The following is a 19,125-nucleotide window of genomic DNA, read 5'->3' on the forward strand; positions in this document are numbered from 1 at the left end:
GGGGGGCGACGGGGGGGGGGGGCGTGGGGGGGGGGGGGGGGGGGCCCCCGGTGGGGGGGTGGGGTTTTTTTTTTCCCTTGTTGGGGGCGGGGGTGGGGCCCCATCGCCGGCAAGCCAGCTCCCACACCGAGCGCATGGGCCTCAAGCCCTGTGCTTTACCTGTGGGAGCCTGGCTTGCCGGCGATGGGCTGCAAGGCAGCCCCCGAGGCCATCAGCCGTTACGCACCGCCGAGCGCGGATGGCGGCGGCTGCGCACCCCCTGATAGGTCACCGCCAGCAGCACGAACCAGATCGGCGTCACCAGCAATGCCGCGCGGGTATCGTCTTCCAGGCTCAGCAACACCAGGATGGCGGCAAAGAACCCCAGGCACACGTAGCACATGAAGCGCCCGCCCGGCATCTTGTACTTCGATGCCTGGTGCAGCGCCGCGCGGTGCTTGCGGTACTTCAGGTACGACAGCAGGATCAGCGTCCATACGAACATGAACAGCACCGCCGAAACGGTGGTGACCAAGGTGAACGCTTCGACCACGTCCGGTTTCAGGTAGATCAATACAGCCCCCAGCAGCAGGCAGGTGCAGGAGAAGTACAGGCCGTTGGCCGGCACCGAACGGCTGGACAGTTTCTCGAAGGCTCTGGGTGCGTCACCTTCCTGCGACAGGCCGTAGAGCATGCGGCTGGTGGAGAACACGCCGCTGTTGGCCGACGAAGCTGCCGAGGTCAGCACCACGAAGTTGATGATGCTGGCCGCCGCTGGCAGACCGGCCAGCACGAACAGCTCGACGAACGGGCTCTTGCCCGGGACCACATCGCGCCAGGGGGTTACCGCCATGATCGCGATCAGTGCCAGCACGTAGAAGACGATGATCCGCACCGGGATCGAGTTGATCGCCCGGGGCAGGGTGCGTTCCGGGTTCTTCGCTTCGGCGGCGGTGGTGCCGACCAGTTCGATGCCGACGAAGGCGAACACGGCGATCTGGAAGCCGGCGAAGAAGCCCATCAGCCCGTTGGGGAACATGCCGCCGTCATTCCACAGGTTGGCCAGTTGCGCGGTGCGCCCGCTGGGCGAGGTGAAGCCGCTGACGACCATGTACAGGCCGGTGGCGACCAGGCCGAGGATGGCGACGATCTTGATCAGGGCGAACCAGAACTCCATTTCACCGAACATCTTTACCGTCACCAGGTTCAGCGACAGCAGCAGCCCTACGCAGGTCAGTGCCGGTATCCATTGCGGCAGGTCGGGAAACCAGAACTGCGTGTAGGCGGCGATCGCGACCACATCGGCGATGCCGGTGACCACCCAGCAGAACCAGTAGGTCCAGCCGGTGAAGTAGCCGGCCCAGGGGCCGAGCAGGTCGGCGGAGAAGTCGATGAACGACTTGTAGTTGAGGTTCGACAGCAGCAGTTCGCCCATGGCGCGCATGACGAAGAACAGCATGAAGCCGATGATCATGTAGACGAAGATGATCGACGGCCCGGCCAGGCTGATGGTCTTGCCCGAGCCCATGAACAGGCCGGTACCGATCGCGCCGCCGATGGCGATAAGCTGGATGTGACGGTTGGTCAGATTGCGCTGCAGATGCTGTTCATCTGGCGTTGTGGGGGAGGTCGGGTTCATGTCTGCATTCCGTTGGACGTTCGGTCGTCTTGCTCAGAGATAGCCGGCTAGGCTAACACGCGCGTTCCAGTTCGGGGCGCGACAGATCGACTCGACTTTTCGGTAGCAGCGTTTGCCTGTGCCGGCCCTTTCGCGGGTAAACCCGCTCCCACAGAATTCACCACAGACTTCGAGACCTGTGACGTTTTTGTGGGAGCGGGTTCACCCGCGAAGAGGCCGGTACAAGCAAAACAAGGCTCAGGCGCTGGCCACCACCCGCCGCCTCACCAGCAGACTATCCACCACCCACATCACCACCATCGACACCCCCACCAGCGGGAACATCACCCCCAGCACCAGCATCACCCCCACCGCCGCCTTCCAGCGCGGCAGGTCATGACGCAGCGGCGGCACGCCCAGCCCGCCCTCAGGCCGACGCTTCCACCACATCACCAGGCCGCTCACCGAACCCAGCAGAATCATCAGGCACACCAGCAAGATGACGATCTGGTTGAACGCGCCGAACATCTTGCCTTCATGCAGCATCACGCCCAGCTCGGTAGCGCGGGCGACCGGGCTGTAGTCCTGCCAGCGCACATCGGCCAGAACCTTGCCGGTGTACTGGTCGACATGCAGGGTGGCGTCGTTGCGTGGGTCATCGGCGAACACCGCAACGGTGAACACGCCCTCGGCAGTAGTGGGCAAGGTGATGCTGAAGCCCGGCTCGACCTGACGCGCCCCGGCAATGTCCTCGACCTGCTGCAGGCTTACCTGCGGCGCTGCCGGCGCGCTCGACATCATGTGATGCCCGGCATGCTCGGCATGTGCACCGGACTGCGGCATCGGCGTGTTTTCCAGTGCCCAGGGCACGGTCTGGCGGTGCGCGCTGTTCAGTTCGCCGGCCTGCTGGTCCGACTTGGGCACATCGTTCCACATGGCCGCCGGAAAGCGGTTCCACAAATCGGCGTACTGCTTGCCCCACAGGCCGGTCCAGGTCATGCCGCTGAGCAGCATCAGCAGCAACAGGGCCGAGCCCCAGAAGCCGGTCACCGCATGCAGGTCGCGCCACAGCACCCGGCCGCGCGCCGACAGCCGTGGCCACAGCACCCCGGCGCCATTGCGCCCGCGCGGCCACCACAGGTACAGGCCCGAGACCACCAGCACGACACCCCAGCCCGCCGCCAGCTCCACCAGGCGGTCACCGACGGTGCCGACCATCAGTTCGCCATGCAGGGCGCGGGCTATCGCCTGCAGGTTCTGCTTGCCGTCCTGCTGGCCGAGGATCTTGCCCGTGTAAGGGTCGACGAACACGTTCAGTTCGCGCCCGCCGTCATGCACCACGAATTGCGCGCTGCGTTCGGCGTTCAGCGGCGGCAGGTACTGGCCCACGTGGCCCTTGGGGTAGGCCTGGCGCACTTCAGCCAGCAGCAGATCGGCGCCTTGTCGCTGCTGGCCGGCTTCGACCACCATCAGCTCGCGGTACAGCAGCGGGTCGAGCTGTGGCTTGAACAGGTAGATGATCCCGGTGATCGCCAGCAGGATCATGAACGGCGCCACGAAAAGCCCCGCATAGAAGTGCCAACGCCAGGCCAGGTTGTAGAAATTGATGCGTGTTCCTCTCATGGGAACCTCCTGTTTGACCCGCAGAGGGGCGCGACCTGCGCCGCGCCCGTTGTTGTTGTCAGAAGCTGAAATCGACCTTGGTCCAGAAGGTCCTGCCGGGCTCGTTGACCGGCTGTGGATCGTTGGCCGGGTAGCCGAAACCGGCGTTCCCGGCCAGGTTCAGGTGCTCGGCGTAGGTCTTGTCGAACAGGTTGTCGACCCCCGCGCTGAGCTTGAGGTGCTCGCTCACCTTGTAGGCGCCATTGAGCGAGAACACGCCGAAACCGGCGCTGCTGTTGTAGTCCTTGCCGACCACGTTGCCCTGGTTCTCGGCGATGCGGTTCTGCGCCGCCACCAGCCGCCAGAGTGCGCCGACGCTCCACACATCGCGGCTGTAGGTCAGGCCCAGGCGGCTTTCCAGCGGCGGCATCTGCGGCAGCGCCGTGCCGTCGCTGCTGTTCTTGCCCCAGGCGTAGGCCAGCGTGGCGTCGGCCTTCCAGTTATCCGTCAACTGGTAGGCCGCGCCCAGTTCGCCGCCCATGATGCGCGCGTCGATGTTCTGCGCCTGCGAGGTGCTCATGCCCATCATGCCGGTGCGGTAGTCGAACAGGATGTAGTCGCGGATCTGTCCGACGTAGCCCGAAGCCCAGGCTTCCAGGCGCTCGGTGCGGTACTGGATGCCGAAGTCCAGCTGGGTGGTCTTTTCAGGCTTGATGCCGTCGAAGGCATTGGCTGCACCGGGTGGTGCCAGCCTGGGCGAAAACAGCTCCCAGTAGTCGGGGAAGCGCTGGGCATGGCCGAGGCCGATGTAGGTGGTGGCCGGGACGGCTGCGAGGTCGTGCTCGTAGCGGATGAAGCCGCTGGGCAGGGTGTCGGCGCGGGTGTCGCCTTCGGTGGCGCTGCCCTGGCGGAAGTCGCGGGCCGAGGCGCGGTCCAGACGGGCGCCGCTGATCAGCCGGTCATCACCGCTGACGTACCAGGTCAGCTCGCCGAAGGCGCCGTAGTTGTGGAAGTCGGCGTCCTTGGTCCAGGCCTGGCCCTTGTGCGCGTCCACGCCCATGCCGCCGCGCTTGCGGTGTTCGTTGGTCTGCGCGTCGATGCCGCTGATCAGTTGCACATCGGCCCAGCGCCAGGTGGCCTTGATGCGTGCGCCCAGGGTGCGGCGGTCGACATTGCTGACCATCGGCATGCCCATCATGCCGCTGCCCGAAGGCGTGCGCAGGCTGTAGTTGTCCATCACGTGGTCGGCGTAGTTGTAGTAGACCTGCGCCTCGACCTTGTCGAGCACCTCGCCAAGGTTGGACTTTTCGAAACGCAGGCCCAGGCTTTCGCGCTTGAACTGCGAGCCGTCCATGCCGCGCCCGGCGTAGCGGGCCTCGCCATCGCCCTTGCCGGCAGTGAGCTCGAGCAAGGTGTCCTGGTCGGGTGTCCAGCCGAGAGCGACATCGCCGTTCCACTTGTCCCAGCGGGACGCCACGGTGTCGCCGCTGCCGTCGTGGTAGTCGTCCGCGCGCGACTGGTTGCCGACGAAGCGGGCGTAGGCCTGGCGGTTGCCGGCGGCGGCGTCGAGCACCTTGTCGAAGCGGCCGTTGGAGCCGGCCAGCAGGCTGGCGTTGACCCGGCTGCCGAGGGTGCCGAACTGCTCCGGTTCGCGCTCGAAGAGGATCGTGCCTGCCGAACCGCCCGGGCCCCAGATTACGCTTTGCGGGCCTTTGATCACGGTCAGGCGGTCGTAGGTTTCTGGCGAAATGTACGAGGTGGGGGCGTCCATGCGGTTGGGGCAGGCGCCCAGCATCAGGCCACCATTGGTGAGGATGTTCAGGCGCGAGCCGAACATGCCGCGCAGCACCGGGTCGCCGTTGGTGCCGCCGGCGCGGATGGCCGAGAAACCGGGGATGGTCTTCAGGTAGTCGGCGCCGTCGCTGGCCGGCACCGGCTGGCGCGGGTCCTTCGGGTTGGTGACCACGGTCAGCGGCGAGCTTGGGGCCACGGCGGTGATCACCGTCGGGCTCAGCTCGGGGGCGTCGTGTACATGGCCTTCATGGCCAGGGTCGGCGGCCAGGGCCACGGGGGCGAGCAGCGAGCCGCACACGGCGGCGATGGTCCCACGCAGGGACAGGGCAAAAACAGGGGTGCAGCCGGACATAGTGATTCCAGTCGATCAGTCATGAGTCAGCGCGAAGCCTGCTGGCTCCGTGCGCAAAAAAATGTGGGTTCAGACGTTGATCGAGGAAGGCGGAGCGCGGCTGCGCGCGCCGGGGAACACAGCCTGCCGGGCATGGCCCTGGCGCGTGACGGCGAACAGGTGGATGGTGGGGATGACGCTGCCGGCGCTGAGCGGGCTGAGGGCCTGGGGCAGGGCCGGGCAGTTGAACAACAGGCTGCAGTAACCGCATTTTTCCCACATCACATGCAGCTGGCCATCACCAGCCTGGCCGTGATGGGTATCGCCGCCATGTTGATGGGCAGCCGCCATCGGCATGTCCATCGGCATGCTCATGCCCGCGTGGTGGTCCATCGGCATCGACTGGGATATCAGCGGGCCGACGAAGATCATCCACATGGCGAACAGGCTCAGCCATCCGCCACCGGCGCGCCTGCGGTCAGGGCGGGTGGTACGGCTGATGCGGTTGCGCGGCAGGCTCATGGAGAGTGCCTGTCAGCAGGTGTCAATGCGCGTGTTCGTGGGCTTGCGCCTGGTCGGTTGGCGCCTGCTGCTGCACCGCCACCTCGACGGTGATGTCGCCGGCCTTTTCGAAATGCAGGGTCAACGGGAAGCGCTTGCCATCGCTGAGCAGGCTGCGGTCCTTGGGCTGCATCAGCATCACATGGTAGGCGCTGGGGGCGAAGGTCAGGTCTTTGCCGGCGGGCACCACCACGCTTTGCACCTGCTGCATCTTCATGGCGCCGCTGGCACTCATGGCATGCTCGTGCAGTTGTGCGTCAGCGCTGATCGGGCTGTCGACGCCGAGCAGGCGGTCGTCGGCTTTGCCGTTGTTGTGCACCACGAAATACGCGGCGACGTTGGGTGCGTTGGGCGGCAGTTGCAGCGACCAGGGGTGGGCGATGTGCAGGTCGCCCACGCTGTATTCGTGGGCATTGGCAAAGGCGCCGGGCAGCAGCAGGGCGGCCATGACGAGGGCGTGCTTGAGCATGGTGAATCTCCGTTTCTGTTCAGGTTCAGGCAGACAGCGTAATGAACTCAGGCCAGCGGAGAGGCACGGGGAGTCAGCGCCGGCCAGCGTTGGCGCGGCGTGGCGTGGTAGTCGGCAGGCGGTGGCGGCAGCCCGGCGAGCAGTGTCGGCGGGTTATGCAGCTGCGGCGGGTAGCCGGGCAAGGCCAGCAGCGGCGCGGCACCGGAGCAGCACCAGCAATTCATCATGCTGGCGCTGTCGTCGCTTTGCGGGCCGAGGTCGATCTTGGCCAGGGCCTGGACATCGACCTTGGCCTTGTTGGCCATGCTGGAACAGAAAGCCCCCCACAGCAGCTGCTCGGCCGGGCCCTTGGGCGTGGCAGAAGACAGCGGCATGGCCAGCAGGTTGAACAGCACTGCAAGGCAGGCTATCCAGGCAATGTGCCGACGTGGGGGCATGGAGAGATCCGGTCAGGAATCGTGGACGGTATTGTAAGGCCGAGTATAGGTAAAAGTGGCGGGGTGCGGTGAAGTGACGCATGTTGAGCGGCTTCGGGCTGCTTTGCAGCCCAATCGCCGGCAAGCCGGCACCCACAGGGACCGCACAGATTTCAAGGCCTGTGGTAAACCTGTGGGAGCTGGCTTGCCGGCGATGAAGGCAAAGGTACCCTCAAGCCTTGCCACGCCCCATCAGCCCACGCACGGTCTCTTGCAGGTCCGCCGGCAGCACCACCACCTTGGCATTGCTGCTGCCCGCCAGGTTCTCCATCGCCCCGACATACCGTTCGCCCAGCAAGTACATGGCCGGCACGGTCTCGTTGCCGACCGCTTCCTTGACCAGCGAAATAGCGCGCGCCGAGGCCTCGGCCAGGCTGATCTGCGCCTCGGCGTCCAGCCTGGCCGCCTGCAGGCGTGCTTCCGCCTCGAGGATCGCCGCCTGCTTGGCGCCTTCGGCACGGGTCACATCGGCCTTGCGCTCACGCTCGGCCGCGGCCTGGCGCTCCATGGCCAGCTGCATGTTCTGCGAAGGCTTGATGTCCTGGATTTCCACCGAACGCACGGTCACGCCCCAGTCTTCGGTCTGTTCGGACATCGCCTCGCGCAGGCGCGCCTTGATCTGCTCGCGGCTGGACAGCGCTTCGTCCAGGTCCATGGCCCCGACGATCGCGCGCAACGAGGTCATGGTCAGGCTGGTGACGGCGAAAGAGAAGTTCTGCACGCCATACGAGGCTTTCTGCGGGTCGACCACCTTGGCGAAGCACAGGGCGTTGGCGACGATCACCGCGTTGTCCTTGGTGATGATTTCCTGTTCCTGCACATCGAGGATGATGTCCTTGGTCGGCAGGCGGTAGGCGACCACATCCATGTACGGGATGACAATGTTCAGGCCGGGCTTGAGCGTCGTGTTGTAGCGGCCCAGGCGTTCCACGATCCATTCCTCGCCCTGAGGCACGATGCGTACCCCTTTGAACACGGTGATCAGGACGAACAGGGCGATGGCGGCGACGACGATGAGGCTGGTCATGATGCAAAATTCCTTTTTTGTGCGGATTCAGGCCCGGATGACGCGGGCGATATTGCCCTCGATGGCGGTCAGGCGCACCCGCTCGCCGGCGTTGATTTCGCTGTCGGCGACACAGGTCCATTCTTCGTTGCCGAGAACAGGCTTCTGGAAGCGCACGCGGCCTTTGTGAAACTCCGAAACGCCGGCAGTCAGCAGGCCCACTTCACCGATCACGCTGTCGGCGGTCCAGCGCACATCCGGCTGCTTGCGGCGGAACAGCTTGAACCACAGCGCGGTAGTGCCCGACGACAGCAGCACCCACAGCAACACCTGCATGTCCAGCTGCAGGCTGGGGGCAGCGAGGGCGATGAGCGAGACCAGCACGGCACCGATGCCGAACCAGAGAATGAAGAACGTCGGCAGGACCAGTTCAAGCAGGATCAGCGCGATGCCGAAGATGAGCCAGATCCACCATTGCATTTCCATATGGGTTGCGCCTTCCGGGGGGAGGAGGCGAGTTTAAGGCAGCAGGGCGGCAAAGGGCCACTTCATGCTTTGAAAGAAAAGTCCGAATCGGCTGTAGGAGTAGCTGCCTTGCGCAAAGGTATGAACATTGTCGCGTCCCTGTGGGAGCGGGTTCACCCGCGAACACCGGCGAAGCCGGTGCCATACACCGCGTTGATTTCTTCGCGGGTAAACCCGCTCCCACAGGGATTTGCAGCGCGGTAACGGGATTCGTTATTCGCGCAGGTCGAGCGCCGCAGTCAGACCCGACAGTGAGTCGAAAGCCCGGTCCACCTCCGGCAGCGGCGGGCGCTTGAGGATCAGCACCGGCACGCCCAGCTCCCGCGCCACCTCCAGCTTCGGCTCGGTCGCTACGCTGCCGCTGTTCTTGCTGATCAGCACATCGACCCTGCGGCGCTGGAACAACGCCCGTTCATCCTCGATATGAAACGGCCCGCGCGCGCCGATCACCTCGCAGCGCGCGTTGCCAGGGCACGCTTCCAGCGCGCGCAGGGTCCAGAACTGCCCTGGCGGAATCTCGTGCAGGTGTTGCAGCGGCTCACGCCCCAGCGTGAACAACGGCCTGCAGAACGGCTTGAGCGCCTCGATCAACCCCGCCCAGTCCTCGACCTCACGCCAGTCGTCGCCCGCCTGCGCCTGCCAGGCCGGGCGGCGCAAGGCCCAGCAGGGGATGCCGGCAACCCGCGCGGCGCTGGCGGCATTGCGGCTGATCTGCGCGGCGTAGGGGTGGGTGGCATCGACCAGCAGGCTGATGCCCGCCTCGCGCAGGTAGCTGGCCAGGCCGGCGGCGCCGCCAAAGCCGCCGACCCGCACCTGGCAGGCGAGGTCCTGCGGCACGCGGCCGATACCGGCCAGGCTGTAGACATGCTGCGGGCCAAGCTGGCGGGCGAGGGCCAGTGCTTCGGTGACACCGCCCAGCAGCAGGATGCGCCCGGTCATTGCACACCTGCCCGGCCAACGATGCCGCCCTGGCGGTCGATGGCGAACACTTCCACGTGTACCTGTGCCGGCACCACGCTGCGGGCGAAGGCCAGGGCGTGGGCGCACACCGCGTCGCCCAGGGCGATGCCGGCCGCATGCGCCAGCGCCAAGGCCTGCTGGCTGGTGTTGGCGCCGACGATCGCGGCTTGCAAGGCCGGGTCGGCACCGAGGTTGGCGGCCCAGCCGGCCAGTTGCGGCAAGTCGATGCTGGAATGGCGGCTGTGCAAGTCCATGTGCCCGGCCGCCAGCTTACTGATCTTGCCGAAGCCGCCGCACAGGGTCAGGCGTGGCACCGGCACCTTGCGCAGGTGTTTGAGCACCGCACCGACGAAGTCGCCCATTTCGATCAGGGCAATTTCCGGCAGGCCGTAGACCCGGCGCATGGTGTCCTCGCTGGCGTTGCCGGTGCAGGCGGCAATGTGCGTGTAGCCGTTGGTGTGGGCGACGTCGATGCCCTGGTGGATCGAGGCGATGTACGCCGCGCAGGAAAACGGCCGGACGATGCCGCTGGTGCCGAGGATCGACAAGCCGCCAAGGATGCCCAGGCGCGGGTTCATGGTCTTCAGCGCCAGTTGTTCGCCGCCCTGCACATTGACCGTGACCTCGAACCCGCCCAGGTAGCCGTACGCCTGCGCCAGGCGCTGCAGATGCTCGCTGATCATGCGCCGTGGCACCGGGTTGATCGCCGGCTCGCCCACCGCCAGTACCAGGCCCGGGCGGGTCACGGTGCCAACGCCAGTGCCGGCGACGAAGCGGATGCCCGGTTCGGCCAGCAGCCGCACCTGGCTGTAGAGCAGGGCGCCGTGGGTCACATCCGGGTCGTCGCCCGCGTCCTTCAGTGTGCCGGCTTCGGCGCCTGCACCGGTGAGGCGGCAGAACTCCAGGCGCATCTGCACCACCTTGCCCTTGGGCAGGGTGATGCTGACCGCATCGCTGCACTCGCCGCCCAGCAGCAAGCGTGCGGCCGCCAGGCTGGTGGCGGTGGCGCAGCTGCCAGTGGTCAGGCCGCTGCGCAGGGGGGCGGGCTGCTCGCGGGTTTCTTCACGCATCGGCAGGCTTCAGCACATCGAGCAAGGTGATTGGCAGCGCCTGGCGCCAGGTATCGAACGCGCCCAGCGGTTGCGCCTGGGCGACATGGATACGGGTCAGCTCGCCGCCGTGGCGTTCGCGGAAATGCGCCAGCGCCAGTTCGCTTTGCAAGGTTACCGCATTGGCTACCAGGCGGCCGCCGGGGCGCAGGCTGGCCCAGCACAGGTCGAGCACACCTTCGCCGGTGACGCCGCCACCGATGAAAATCGCATCCGGTTGCTCCAGGCCTTGCAGCGCCGCCGGCGCCTTGCCACGGACCAGTTGCAGGCCGGGTACCCCCAGCGCATCGCGGTTGTGCTCGATGAACCCCTGGCGGCCTGCGTCGGCCTCGATGGCCAGGGCACGACAGGCAGGGTGGGCGCGCATCCATTCGATGCCGATCGAGCCGCAACCGGCGCCGACATCCCACAGCAACTCGCCGGGCTGTGGTGCCAGGCGCGCCAGGGTGATGGCGCGGACATCGCGCTTGGTCAGCTGGCCGTCGTGCCGGAAGGCGCTGTCCGGCAGCCCGGCCAGCCGGTGCAGGCGCGGGCTGTCGGGGGCTGCGTGGCATTCGATGGCCACCAGGTTGAGCGCGGCCACTTCGCTGTCGGGCCAGGCCTGGGCGGTGCCGGCCAGTTCCCGTTCGTCCACTCCACCCAGGTGTTCGAAAACCCGCAGGCGGCTTGGCCCGAAGCCACGCTCACGCAGCAGCGCGGCAATCGCCGCCGGGCTCTCGCCGTCATTGCTCAGTACCAGCAGGCGCACACCGCTGTGCAGGTGTGCATTCAGTGCCGCCAGCGGCCGCGCCACCAGCGACACCACCTGCACATCCTGCAGCGGCCAGCCCAGGCGGGCGGCGGCCAGGGCGCAGGAGGAGGGCATCGACAGCACGCGCATTTCCGCGGCGGGCAGCTGGCGTGCCAGGCTGGCGCCGACGCCGTAGAACATCGGGTCGCCGCTGGCCAGCACGCACACCGGCTCGCCGCGCAGGGCCAGTACCGGCGCGAGCGAGAACGGGCTTGGCCAGCCCAGCCGTTCGCCGGCCACGCAGCGCGGCAGCAATGCCAGCTGACGCGGGCTGCCGAAGATCCGCGCGGCGCCCAGCAGCGCGCGCCGGGCCTGCTTGCCCAGGCCGCTGAAGCCGTCTTCGCCGATGCCTACTACTGTCAGCCAGGGTGTCATGTATTTCTATCCACCATTCATGCGGCCGCTTCGCGCCCCTTCGCGGGCACGCCCGCTCCCACAGGTATAAACGCAGCCGCTGCGGGTTGCGCAAATTCTGTGGCAGCGGGCGTGCCCGCGAAGAAGGCGACGCGGTCCTGATTTCTTCTCGAACGCTGAAGATGCTCGACCACCGGCTTTTCATGCCGCCGGACAAAGCAGGCATAATACCGCGCCTTCTACACTCAAGCGCATTTTCACAGATTGCCGGACACCCCTTTGACGCAGGCCAATACCCCCCATGTCTCGCCCCGCCCCTCGGCCTGCCCGGGGTTGTGGCGCATCGTCAGTGCCCGCGATGGCGGTATCTGCCGCATCAAACTGCCGGGTGGCCTGCTGCTGGCCGAGCAGGCCGATGCGGTGGCGGCGGCTGCAGAGCGCTTCGCCGGCGGTGTCATCGAGGCGACCAACCGCGGCAACCTGCAGATTCGCGGCATCGGCAACGAACATCGGCGCCTGATCGAGACACTGCTCGACGCCGGCCTGGGCCCGCGTGACGCCGCTGGCGACGATGTGCGCAACCTGATGCTCAGCCCGCTGGCCGGGCATGACCCGGCGATGCTGCTGGACGCCCGGCCGTTGGCCAGGCAGATCCTCGACCTGCTGGAGGGCACCCCGCGTTTCCACCAGTTGTCGGCCAAGTTCGCCGTGCAGCTGGATGCCGGCGAAAGCGTCGCCATGCTCCAGCACCCCCATGACCTGTGGCTGTCGGCCCTGCGCCTGGAGCAGCAGACTTGGCTGGCGTTCGGCCTGGCGGGTTGCCCGGGCGATGGCCAGGTGCTCGGCGCGGTGCCGCTGGAACAGGGCCTGGCGCTGGTGCGGGCGGTCCTGGAGCGCTTCCTCGACCTGGCCACGCCGACGCAGTCACGCATGCGCCAGTTGCTCGAAGCATGCTCGCCAAGCGATTTCATCGACGGGCTTGGCCTGGCGATCCGCCGCGATGCCGCCGTGCTCGAATGGCGACGTGAACCGCACAAGGTCTCGTGGCTGGGCGTTCTGCCGCAGGCGCAGGGGCTCGCCCTGGGCGTAGCCCCGCCACAAGGGCGCCTGACCCCGGCCATGCTGCGTGGTGTCGCGCGCGTGGCCCGTGAACGAGGGGATGGCAGCCTGCGCCTGAGCCCTTGGCAAAGCCTGGTGCTGACCAACCTGCATGCGCAACACATCGACCACGCCCAGGCCGAGTTGGCCGCGCTGGGTTTGCTGTGCCACGACCACGAACCCCTGGCACGCATCAGTGCCTGCACCGGCGCCAGCGGCTGCGCCAAGGCCCTGGCCGAAACCAAGGCCGACGCTGTCACCCTCGCCGCATTGCTCGGCCCTGGCGTGCCGGGCAGCGTGCACCTGACCGGCTGCCCCCGATCCTGCGCTGTGGCCCATGTTGCCCCGGCCACCCTGCTGGCCCGCTCGCCGGGCCGTTACGACCTGTACCTGCGTGATGCGCGCCAGCCGGGCTTCGGCGCCCTGCGCGCCACCGACCTTACCTTGAATGAAGCAGGCGCCATGCTCGACCTGCCGACGGAGCACCTTGATGATTGACTACATCCGCGATGGTCAGGAGATCTATCGCAACTCCTTCCGGATCATCCGCGAGGAAGCCCGACTCGAGCGGATCCCCGCAGACCTCGAAAAGCTCGCCGTGCGGGTGATCCACGCCTGTGGCATGGTCGAGGCCATCGACGGCCTGCAGTTCTCCGAAGGCGCCGGCCGTGCCGGGCGCGAGGCGCTGTTGAACGGTGCACCGATCCTGTGCGACGCGCACATGGTGGCAGAAGGCATCACCCGCGCGCGCCTGCCCGCTGACAACAAAGTGATCTGCACCCTGCGCGACCCGAGCGTGCCGGGCCTGGCCAAGGCGCTTGGCAATACCCGTTCCGCCGTGGCCCTGGAGCTGTGGCGGCCGCACCTGGAAGGCAGCGTGGTGGTGATCGGCAACGCCCCTACCGCGTTGTTCTATCTGCTGGAAATGCTCGACGCCGGTGCCCCGAAACCGGCGCTGATCCTCGGTTTCCCGGTCGGTTTTGTCGGGGCCGCAGAGTCCAAGGCCATGCTCGCCGCCGACAGCCGTGGCGTGCCGTTCGTGATCATGCAGGGCCGCCTGGGCGGTAGCGCGATGGCCGCTGCCGCAGTCAACGCCCTGGCCACGGAGGTGGAATGATGGCGCCGCGTGGACGTCTGCTGGGCCTGGGCGTGGGCCCTGGCGACCCGGAACTGATTACCCTCAAGGCCCTGCGCCTGCTGCGTGAGGCGCCCGTGGTCGGCTACTTCGTGGCCAAGGGCAAGCGTGGCAATGCCTTCGGCATCATCGAGGCGCACCTGCAGCCCGAGCAGACCTTGCTGCCGCTGGTCTACCCGGTAACCACCGAAGCGCTGCCGGCACCGCTGTCCTATGAACAAGTGATCAGCGATTTCTACGACGAAGCCAGCGTGCAAGTGGCCGAGCACTTGGATGCCGGCCGCGATGTCGCGGTGATCTGCGAAGGCGACCCGTTCTTCTATGGCTCCTACATGTACCTGCACGACCGCCTGGCGCAGCGCTACGAGGCCGAGGTAATTCCCGGCGTCTGTTCGATGCTCGGTGGCGCCTCGGTCCTGGGCGCGCCGCTGGTGTACCGCAACCAGAGCCTGTCGGTGCTGTCCGGCGTGCTGCCGGCCGAAGAGCTCAAGCGCCGCCTGGCCGATGCCGATGCGGCGGTGATCATGAAACTGGGCCGCAACTTCCCCAAGGTGCGCGATGTGCTGGCCGAACTGGGCCTGGACGGGCGCGCGCTGTATGTGGAGCGGGCAACCATGGCCAACCAGAAGATCGTGCCGCTGGACCAGGTTGATCCGCAGTCGTCGCCGTACTTCTCGCTGATCATCGTGCCGGGTGAAAAATGGCAGGGATGAACATGCAGCAGGCACCGGCGATCGTCATCCTTGGCGAGGGCAGCCTGGCCACGGCGCAGCGAATCCAGCAGCGTTATCCACAGGCAGTGATCCATGGCCTGGAAGGCCGGGTCGCGGCTGCCGACGTTCATTACGCGGCTTTCGGCGATACCCTGCGCGGGCTGTACCAGCACGGCACGCCGATCATCGCCCTGTGCGCTGCCGGTATCGTCATCCGCAGCCTGGCCAGCCTGCTCTGCGAGAAAGGCGCCGAGCCACCGGTACTGGCCGTGGCCGAAGACGGCAGCGCCGTGGTGCCGTTGCTCGGTGGCCTGGCGGGGGTCAACCTGATGGCGCGCGAGATCGCCGAGGCGTTGGGCGTGGCCGCGGCGATCACCACCAGTGGCGAGCTGCGTTTCGGCACCTGCCTGCTGAACCCGCCGCAGGGCTACGCCTTGGCGGATATCGAGCAGGGCAAGCGCTTTGTTTCCGACCTGCTGGCGGGCGAGACGGTGCGCATCGAAGGCGACGCGCCGTGGTTGCAGCAGGCGCAGTTGCCTGCCAGCGAAGCGGCGCGGCGGACCATCCATGTCGGGCACCAGGCGCGCCCGGCCAGCCGCGACGAACTGCTGATCCACCCGCGCTCTGTGGTCGTGGGGGTGGCAGGCGGCAATCTGCAGGGTATTCGCCAGGCCTTGCAGCAGGCCGGCATCGCCGAGCCTGCGCTGGCCTGCGTGCTGGCCGACGAACAGGCCATGGCCGATGGAGCATTGCACGAAGCGGCACAGGCCTTGGGGGTTGCCCTGCGCTTCGCGGGCAAGCCGCACGATGTGGCCGGCATGGTCGCCGCAGCACTGCCTGATGCGCAGTTGATCGAGCAGGCCGATGTGGTCATCGCGGTGGCGCCAGGCCCGGTCGAAGTGGCGCAGATCGGTCGCCGTCGCGGTCGCCTGGCCGTGATCGGGCTGGGCCCGGGCGCTGCCGAGTTGATGGTGCCTGCGGTCAAGGCCGAGCTGGCGCGGGCCGAGGATGTGCTCGGCTACGAAACCTACGTGCGCATGGCCGGCCCGTTCCGTGACGACCAGGTGCTGCACTGCACCGACAACCGTGAAGAGATGCAGCGTGCCCGGCATGCCTTCGAGCTGGCCGCACAGGGCCGCTCGGTGGTGGTGGTGTCGTCGGGCGACCCGGGCGTGTTCGCCATGGCGGCTGCGGTACTCGAAGCGCTGCACGCGTCCAGCGACCCCGCCTGGCATCGTGTCGACCTCGAGATCCTGCCGGGGGTCTCGGCGTCGCTGGCGACTGCCGCACAGGCAGGCGCGCCGCTGGGGCATGACTTCTGCGTAATGTCGCTGTCGGACAACCTCAAGCCCTGGTCGATCATTGAAAAGCGCCTGGACCTGGCTGCCCAGGCCGACCTGGTGCTGGCGTTCTACAACCCGATCTCCAGGTCCAGGCCGCATCAGCTCGGCGTCGCGCTGGAGGTGGTGCGTCGGCACCGTGACGGCAATACGCCTGTAGTCCTTGGCCGCGACATCGGTAGGCCGGGGCAGACGCTGAAGGTAGTCACCTTGGCCGAGTTGCTGCCAGAAATGGTCGACATGCGCACCATGGTATTGGTCGGCTCCTCTACAACCTGCGTGTTTCCTCGCCTGTCGGGTGGGGTGTGGGCCTACACGCCGCGTTGGTATCCGTCGCCCGGCTAGTTACTGCGGAAACGCTTCAGAGCGTTGCGCCTCGAGCGTGCTGACTAAGGTGGCTGCCCCTGCCTCAAGGGGCAACCACCTTGGAGTTTCACATGTCCGAAGCAATGCAAACCGCAACTACCCGAGATGCCGCGATCCTGGTCGAAGGCAACCTGCTGGCCTGTGGCGCAGGCATGTCGGCGCAAAACCGCCATGACGTCAAGAACGCCTTCCACTTTGCCACCCTGGTGGCTGACAAAGCCTTCGATGCTGAAAAGCAGAGCCGCGAATGGTATGACAAGTTCGTCGATGTCATGCGTGACCTCGGCTTCACCGTGCCACGGCGTAGCTTCGAGCTGGAAACCTCGGCAGAGCTGACGGTGACCGTTGGCGCTGTGGCCGTGCGGGCCATCGGTGCTGTCGGCAGTGCCGTACTCGGGGGTACCAAGCTGGGCGCGCTGGCGAAAACGGCCTTCGACACCCTGACTACCGTCGAAAAAGACGCCAAAATCATTGATCACAAGCGCAAGAACAAAGCCCGCGGCATGGTCGGCATGGCCGCTTGCATCGAAACCGGCAACAACGATGTGGTCATGGTCGTGAGCTGCATTCAGGCGTCTGCCCCGCAACTGGATGACGACATCCTCGGCATCCAGTGGAAACTGGACAAGACCCGCTACTACGCCGGCACCGCCGTGCTTACGCTCAACAACTTGGTCTACGACAAAGTGCGCGAAACCGTTGAAAACAAGCTCGGCGTGCGCAGCGTCGAGAACGTTCTGCAGTACGACATCTGATTGCTGGGCGGCGTTGGCGCAACGCCGCCTTTTTCGGCTTTTTGTAAAAGAGGCAAGGCAATGGATAAAACAGCTGAGCATCTGATGTTGATTGGCGCAACGGCATTGCTGTACCCCGCAGAGATGGGCGCCACTCAGCGCCAGGCCGCCTTCGACTCGATCCTCTACGCGCAATTGGTGGCCAACAAGAACGCTGGGTCACGCTTTACCAACTACGACGCCTGGCACGCCGCCTATCGCGAGGCCTATCGCCAACTGGGCTGGATCAAGCTGGCCAGCACGTACGACCTCAAGCAGTTGGGGCAACCTGCGCCAAACGCGCACATCCAGCCACTCGAAGCCTGGCTGAAAATACGCTCGATTTGTCATGAGGCGGTGTTCGCTGGCGTGACGGCTGGCTTGAACAGGTCGGTCGAAGGGTTTCGTCACCTGCGCAGGTTCAGCGCTCAGGATGACGCCCAGGGCACGAAGCTGGTGGTCGAACTTGGCCTGCTCAAGCCTGGGCCGGCGCTGGACCTTTGCAGTATCACCGTGCACCTCGACACGCCGCTTGCCGACCTCTCGCAGGCCATGTCGCTCAAGGGCGAAGCCGAGTTCCACGGGGTGTCTCTGCTGCTGGACGACAGGCGCTTCCAGCACCAGCGCGATGAATTGCAGGCGCTGATGAAAACCAAGGATGCCAAGGGCGAGTATCGCTTCGACCCCTACGCGCCGGTGACAGGAGTGGATCATGAGTGACGTTTCATCTGCGGTGATCGGTGCGGGGATCGTTTCGTTCCTGCCGGGTATTGCTGCTGCGCAGCAAAACAAGGTGAAGCTGGCCCTGGCGATGGCCGAGCGAGCCACCGAGACGGCGTTCAAGGAAGGTCTGATCGAAGACTGGTTGGCGTATTACCGCAATCAGCTCAAATACATGGGCTGGGACGCCGTTTCTGCCGAGCAGGTGCACTGGCCGGAAGCGGGGCGTGCGCGGCAAACGGACAAGGTGCTGGAAACCATCGCTGCCACTGCCGGCGATCATTTCGCGACGGCGAGCAGCCGTTCCATGCGTTCGCTCTTGGGCAAGGCACCGGCCCTGCAGTCGCTTGAGCGGTATGCCTATGAACGGCAGCATTTTCAGTTACTGCCCTGTGCTCCGGTGGGCGGCAACCGTGTCGATATGGTGCTGTATCACGAAAGCGACCAGCGCTCGGCGTTCCGCGCGGGCTTCATCAGCCATCAACGCAGCCATCGGAACGTACGGGCGGAGTTGATACGCTTCAATATTCTGGCGTTCGAGCACAGCTACCTGCCCAGAGTACAGGACCGCGTGGTGCAGGTTTGCCTGAAGCGTATCGTGGATTTCGACCTCTAGGGCACCAGGTAGCCCTTGATACCGGTGAAGATGATCTGTGCGGCCAGGGCGCAGACGAACAGCCCCATCAGGCGGCTGACGATCTGCAAACCCTGGTCGCCGAGGATGCGCTCGATACGGTGCGAGAGGTACAGCACCAGGCCGACGGTGAAGCTGGCCAGGGCGATGCTGATGATGGCCAGCAGTTTGTCGTCCCAATGCGGGTGGCCGACGCCCATCACCAGCAGCGCGCCGATGGTGCCGGGGCCGACGGTCAGCGGGATGGTCAGCGGCACGATGGTGACGTCCTGCTGCACATTGTCGGCCTGAACGGCGGATTTGCCTTGGGCCATGCCCAGCGCCGAGATGAACAGCACGCTGCCGGCGCCGATGCGGAAGGCATCGGCGGTGATACCGAAAATACCGAAAATCGCCCGCCCGAACAGGTACAGCAGCACGCTGGCGATGAGCGCGGCGAAGGCGACCTTCCACGCCAGTTGTTTACGCTCCTTGCTGGAATGCCCGCGGGTCAGGCTGATGAAGCACGACAGCACGAAGAACGGGCTGTAGAGCACGAGCATTTTCAGGTAGACGCTGAACAACTCATGGAGCATGGGGTAGCCCTGCCAGGGAAGGTGAGGGGAAGTGTATCAGTAGGACCGTGGTTGTCTTCACTGGCCTCATCGCCGGGGCGCCCCCCCCCCCCCCGGGGGGGGGAAAAAGGAGGGGGGGGGGGGGGGGGGGGGGGGGGGGGGGGGGGGTTGGGGGGGGGGGGGGGGGGGCCCCCCGGGGGGGGGGGGGGGGGGCGCGG

The 19,125-nt window shown here is 66.3% G+C and carries 19 protein-coding genes; 7 read left to right on the plus strand and 12 right to left on the minus strand.

What is annotated here, in order from left to right:
• Positions 1-211 precede the first annotated feature (211 nt).
• The 11 genes from cycA to cbiE all read right to left on the minus strand — a co-directional run bounded on the left by cycA (position 212) and on the right by cbiE (position 11,595).
• Positions 212-1,618, minus strand: coding sequence for a D-serine/D-alanine/glycine transporter (gene cycA, locus C6A77_RS22705; RefSeq protein ID WP_114171544.1), 1,407 nt, complete (start codon positions 1,616-1,618; stop codon positions 212-214).
• Positions 1,619-1,855: 237 nt separating this feature from the next.
• Positions 1,856-3,220, minus strand: a complete 1,365-nt coding sequence (locus C6A77_RS22715; protein ID WP_114171546.1) for a PepSY domain-containing protein — start codon at positions 3,218-3,220, stop codon at positions 1,856-1,858.
• 58 nt (positions 3,221-3,278) lie between these two features.
• A complete protein-coding gene (locus C6A77_RS22720; RefSeq protein WP_114171548.1) occupies positions 3,279-5,345 on the minus strand; it encodes a TonB-dependent copper receptor in 2,067 nt (688 codons plus the stop codon).
• 69 nt (positions 5,346-5,414) lie between these two features.
• Positions 5,415-5,846, minus strand: coding sequence for a DUF2946 domain-containing protein (locus C6A77_RS22725; RefSeq protein ID WP_114171550.1), 432 nt, complete (start codon positions 5,844-5,846; stop codon positions 5,415-5,417).
• A gap of 22 nt (positions 5,847-5,868) precedes the next feature.
• Positions 5,869-6,354: a copper chaperone PCu(A)C gene (locus tag C6A77_RS22730; protein ID WP_114171552.1), complete on the minus strand. Its 486-nt coding sequence runs from the start codon at positions 6,352-6,354 to the stop codon at positions 5,869-5,871.
• A gap of 47 nt (positions 6,355-6,401) precedes the next feature.
• Positions 6,402-6,791: a DUF2946 domain-containing protein gene (locus C6A77_RS22735; RefSeq protein WP_114171554.1), complete on the minus strand. Its 390-nt coding sequence runs from the start codon at positions 6,789-6,791 to the stop codon at positions 6,402-6,404.
• A 211-nt stretch (positions 6,792-7,002) separates the two neighbouring features.
• A complete protein-coding gene (locus C6A77_RS22740) occupies positions 7,003-7,857 on the minus strand; it encodes an SPFH domain-containing protein (RefSeq protein ID WP_114171556.1) in 855 nt (284 codons plus the stop codon).
• 27 nt (positions 7,858-7,884) lie between these two features.
• Complete coding sequence (locus C6A77_RS22745) at positions 7,885-8,322, minus strand: NfeD family protein (RefSeq protein WP_114171558.1); 438 nt, start codon at positions 8,320-8,322, stop codon at positions 7,885-7,887.
• A gap of 252 nt (positions 8,323-8,574) precedes the next feature.
• Positions 8,575-9,300 carry a cobalt-precorrin-6A reductase gene (locus tag C6A77_RS22755; protein ID WP_114171560.1) on the minus strand — a complete coding sequence of 242 codons (726 nt, stop codon included), beginning with the start codon at positions 9,298-9,300 and terminating at the stop codon, positions 8,575-8,577.
• Positions 9,297-10,391 (minus strand): cobalt-precorrin-5B (C(1))-methyltransferase, encoded by a 1,095-nt coding sequence (locus C6A77_RS22760; RefSeq protein ID WP_114171562.1) that lies wholly within the window; start codon positions 10,389-10,391, stop codon positions 9,297-9,299. Before C6A77_RS22760 ends, C6A77_RS22755 begins: the two co-directional genes overlap by 4 nt.
• Positions 10,384-11,595, minus strand: a complete 1,212-nt coding sequence (gene cbiE, locus C6A77_RS22765) for a precorrin-6y C5,15-methyltransferase (decarboxylating) subunit CbiE (protein WP_114171563.1) — start codon at positions 11,593-11,595, stop codon at positions 10,384-10,386. Before cbiE ends, C6A77_RS22760 begins: the two co-directional genes overlap by 8 nt.
• Before the next feature lie 243 nt (positions 11,596-11,838).
• Between cbiE and cobG the strand changes: the two genes are divergently transcribed.
• The 7 genes from cobG to C6A77_RS22800 all read left to right on the plus strand — a co-directional run bounded on the left by cobG (position 11,839) and on the right by C6A77_RS22800 (position 18,335).
• Positions 11,839-13,170, plus strand: a complete 1,332-nt coding sequence (gene cobG, locus C6A77_RS22770; RefSeq protein WP_178082399.1) for a precorrin-3B synthase — start codon at positions 11,839-11,841, stop codon at positions 13,168-13,170.
• Complete coding sequence (locus C6A77_RS22775) at positions 13,163-13,789, plus strand: precorrin-8X methylmutase (RefSeq protein WP_114171566.1); 627 nt, start codon at positions 13,163-13,165, stop codon at positions 13,787-13,789. Before cobG ends, C6A77_RS22775 begins: the two co-directional genes overlap by 8 nt.
• On the plus strand, positions 13,786-14,520 hold the full coding sequence (locus C6A77_RS22780; RefSeq protein ID WP_178082400.1) for a precorrin-2 C(20)-methyltransferase: 735 nt from the start codon (positions 13,786-13,788) through the stop codon (positions 14,518-14,520). The genes C6A77_RS22775 and C6A77_RS22780 overlap by 4 nt, the downstream gene beginning before the upstream one ends.
• A gap of 2 nt (positions 14,521-14,522) precedes the next feature.
• Positions 14,523-16,205: a precorrin-3B C(17)-methyltransferase gene (gene cobJ, locus C6A77_RS22785; RefSeq protein ID WP_114171568.1), complete on the plus strand. Its 1,683-nt coding sequence runs from the start codon at positions 14,523-14,525 to the stop codon at positions 16,203-16,205.
• 92 nt (positions 16,206-16,297) lie between these two features.
• The gene (locus tag C6A77_RS22790) at positions 16,298-16,981 is read left to right on the plus strand and encodes a hypothetical protein (RefSeq protein ID WP_114171570.1); all 684 of its coding nucleotides are present in this window, start codon (positions 16,298-16,300) and stop codon (positions 16,979-16,981) included.
• Positions 16,982-17,041: 60 nt separating this feature from the next.
• Positions 17,042-17,719, plus strand: a complete 678-nt coding sequence (locus C6A77_RS22795; protein WP_241507449.1) for a hypothetical protein — start codon at positions 17,042-17,044, stop codon at positions 17,717-17,719.
• Positions 17,712-18,335 carry a hypothetical protein gene (locus C6A77_RS22800; protein WP_114171574.1) on the plus strand — a complete coding sequence of 208 codons (624 nt, stop codon included), beginning with the start codon at positions 17,712-17,714 and terminating at the stop codon, positions 18,333-18,335. The genes C6A77_RS22795 and C6A77_RS22800 overlap by 8 nt, the downstream gene beginning before the upstream one ends.
• Here C6A77_RS22800 and C6A77_RS22805 read toward each other — a convergent pair.
• Positions 18,332-18,928 (minus strand): MarC family protein, encoded by a 597-nt coding sequence (locus C6A77_RS22805; protein ID WP_114171576.1) that lies wholly within the window; start codon positions 18,926-18,928, stop codon positions 18,332-18,334. The two genes, C6A77_RS22800 and C6A77_RS22805, sit on opposite strands and share 4 nt — an antisense overlap.
• Between the last annotated feature and the right edge of the window lie 197 nt (positions 18,929-19,125).

This window comes from Pseudomonas sp. AFG_SD02_1510_Pfu_092 (genome assembly GCF_003331055.1).
Classification (GTDB): Bacteria; Pseudomonadota; Gammaproteobacteria; order Pseudomonadales; family Pseudomonadaceae; genus Aquipseudomonas.

Excerpts from the sequence above, each read along its gene's own strand:
- cycA (WP_114171544.1), bottom strand. The coding sequence starts at position 1,618 with ATGAACCCGACCTCCCCCACAACGCCAGATGAACAGCATCTGCAGCGC.
- C6A77_RS22715 (WP_114171546.1), bottom strand. The coding sequence starts at position 3,220 with ATGAGAGGAACACGCATCAATTTCTACAACCTGGCCTGGCGTTGGCAC.
- C6A77_RS22720 (WP_114171548.1), bottom strand. The coding sequence starts at position 5,345 with ATGTCCGGCTGCACCCCTGTTTTTGCCCTGTCCCTGCGTGGGACCATC.
- C6A77_RS22725 (WP_114171550.1), bottom strand. The coding sequence starts at position 5,846 with ATGAGCCTGCCGCGCAACCGCATCAGCCGTACCACCCGCCCTGACCGC.
- C6A77_RS22730 (WP_114171552.1), bottom strand. The coding sequence starts at position 6,354 with ATGCTCAAGCACGCCCTCGTCATGGCCGCCCTGCTGCTGCCCGGCGCC.
- C6A77_RS22735 (WP_114171554.1), bottom strand. The coding sequence starts at position 6,791 with ATGCCCCCACGTCGGCACATTGCCTGGATAGCCTGCCTTGCAGTGCTG.
- C6A77_RS22740 (WP_114171556.1), bottom strand. The coding sequence starts at position 7,857 with ATGACCAGCCTCATCGTCGTCGCCGCCATCGCCCTGTTCGTCCTGATC.
- C6A77_RS22745 (WP_114171558.1), bottom strand. The coding sequence starts at position 8,322 with ATGGAAATGCAATGGTGGATCTGGCTCATCTTCGGCATCGCGCTGATC.
- C6A77_RS22755 (WP_114171560.1), bottom strand. The coding sequence starts at position 9,300 with ATGACCGGGCGCATCCTGCTGCTGGGCGGTGTCACCGAAGCACTGGCC.
- C6A77_RS22760 (WP_114171562.1), bottom strand. The coding sequence starts at position 10,391 with ATGCGTGAAGAAACCCGCGAGCAGCCCGCCCCCCTGCGCAGCGGCCTG.
- cbiE (WP_114171563.1), bottom strand. The coding sequence starts at position 11,595 with ATGACACCCTGGCTGACAGTAGTAGGCATCGGCGAAGACGGCTTCAGC.
- C6A77_RS22775 (WP_114171566.1), top strand. The coding sequence starts at position 13,163 with ATGATTGACTACATCCGCGATGGTCAGGAGATCTATCGCAACTCCTTC.
- C6A77_RS22780 (WP_178082400.1), top strand. The coding sequence starts at position 13,786 with ATGATGGCGCCGCGTGGACGTCTGCTGGGCCTGGGCGTGGGCCCTGGC.
- cobJ (WP_114171568.1), top strand. The coding sequence starts at position 14,523 with ATGCAGCAGGCACCGGCGATCGTCATCCTTGGCGAGGGCAGCCTGGCC.
- C6A77_RS22790 (WP_114171570.1), top strand. The coding sequence starts at position 16,298 with ATGTCCGAAGCAATGCAAACCGCAACTACCCGAGATGCCGCGATCCTG.
- C6A77_RS22795 (WP_241507449.1), top strand. The coding sequence starts at position 17,042 with ATGGATAAAACAGCTGAGCATCTGATGTTGATTGGCGCAACGGCATTG.
- C6A77_RS22800 (WP_114171574.1), top strand. The coding sequence starts at position 17,712 with ATGAGTGACGTTTCATCTGCGGTGATCGGTGCGGGGATCGTTTCGTTC.
- C6A77_RS22805 (WP_114171576.1), bottom strand. The coding sequence starts at position 18,928 with ATGCTCCATGAGTTGTTCAGCGTCTACCTGAAAATGCTCGTGCTCTAC.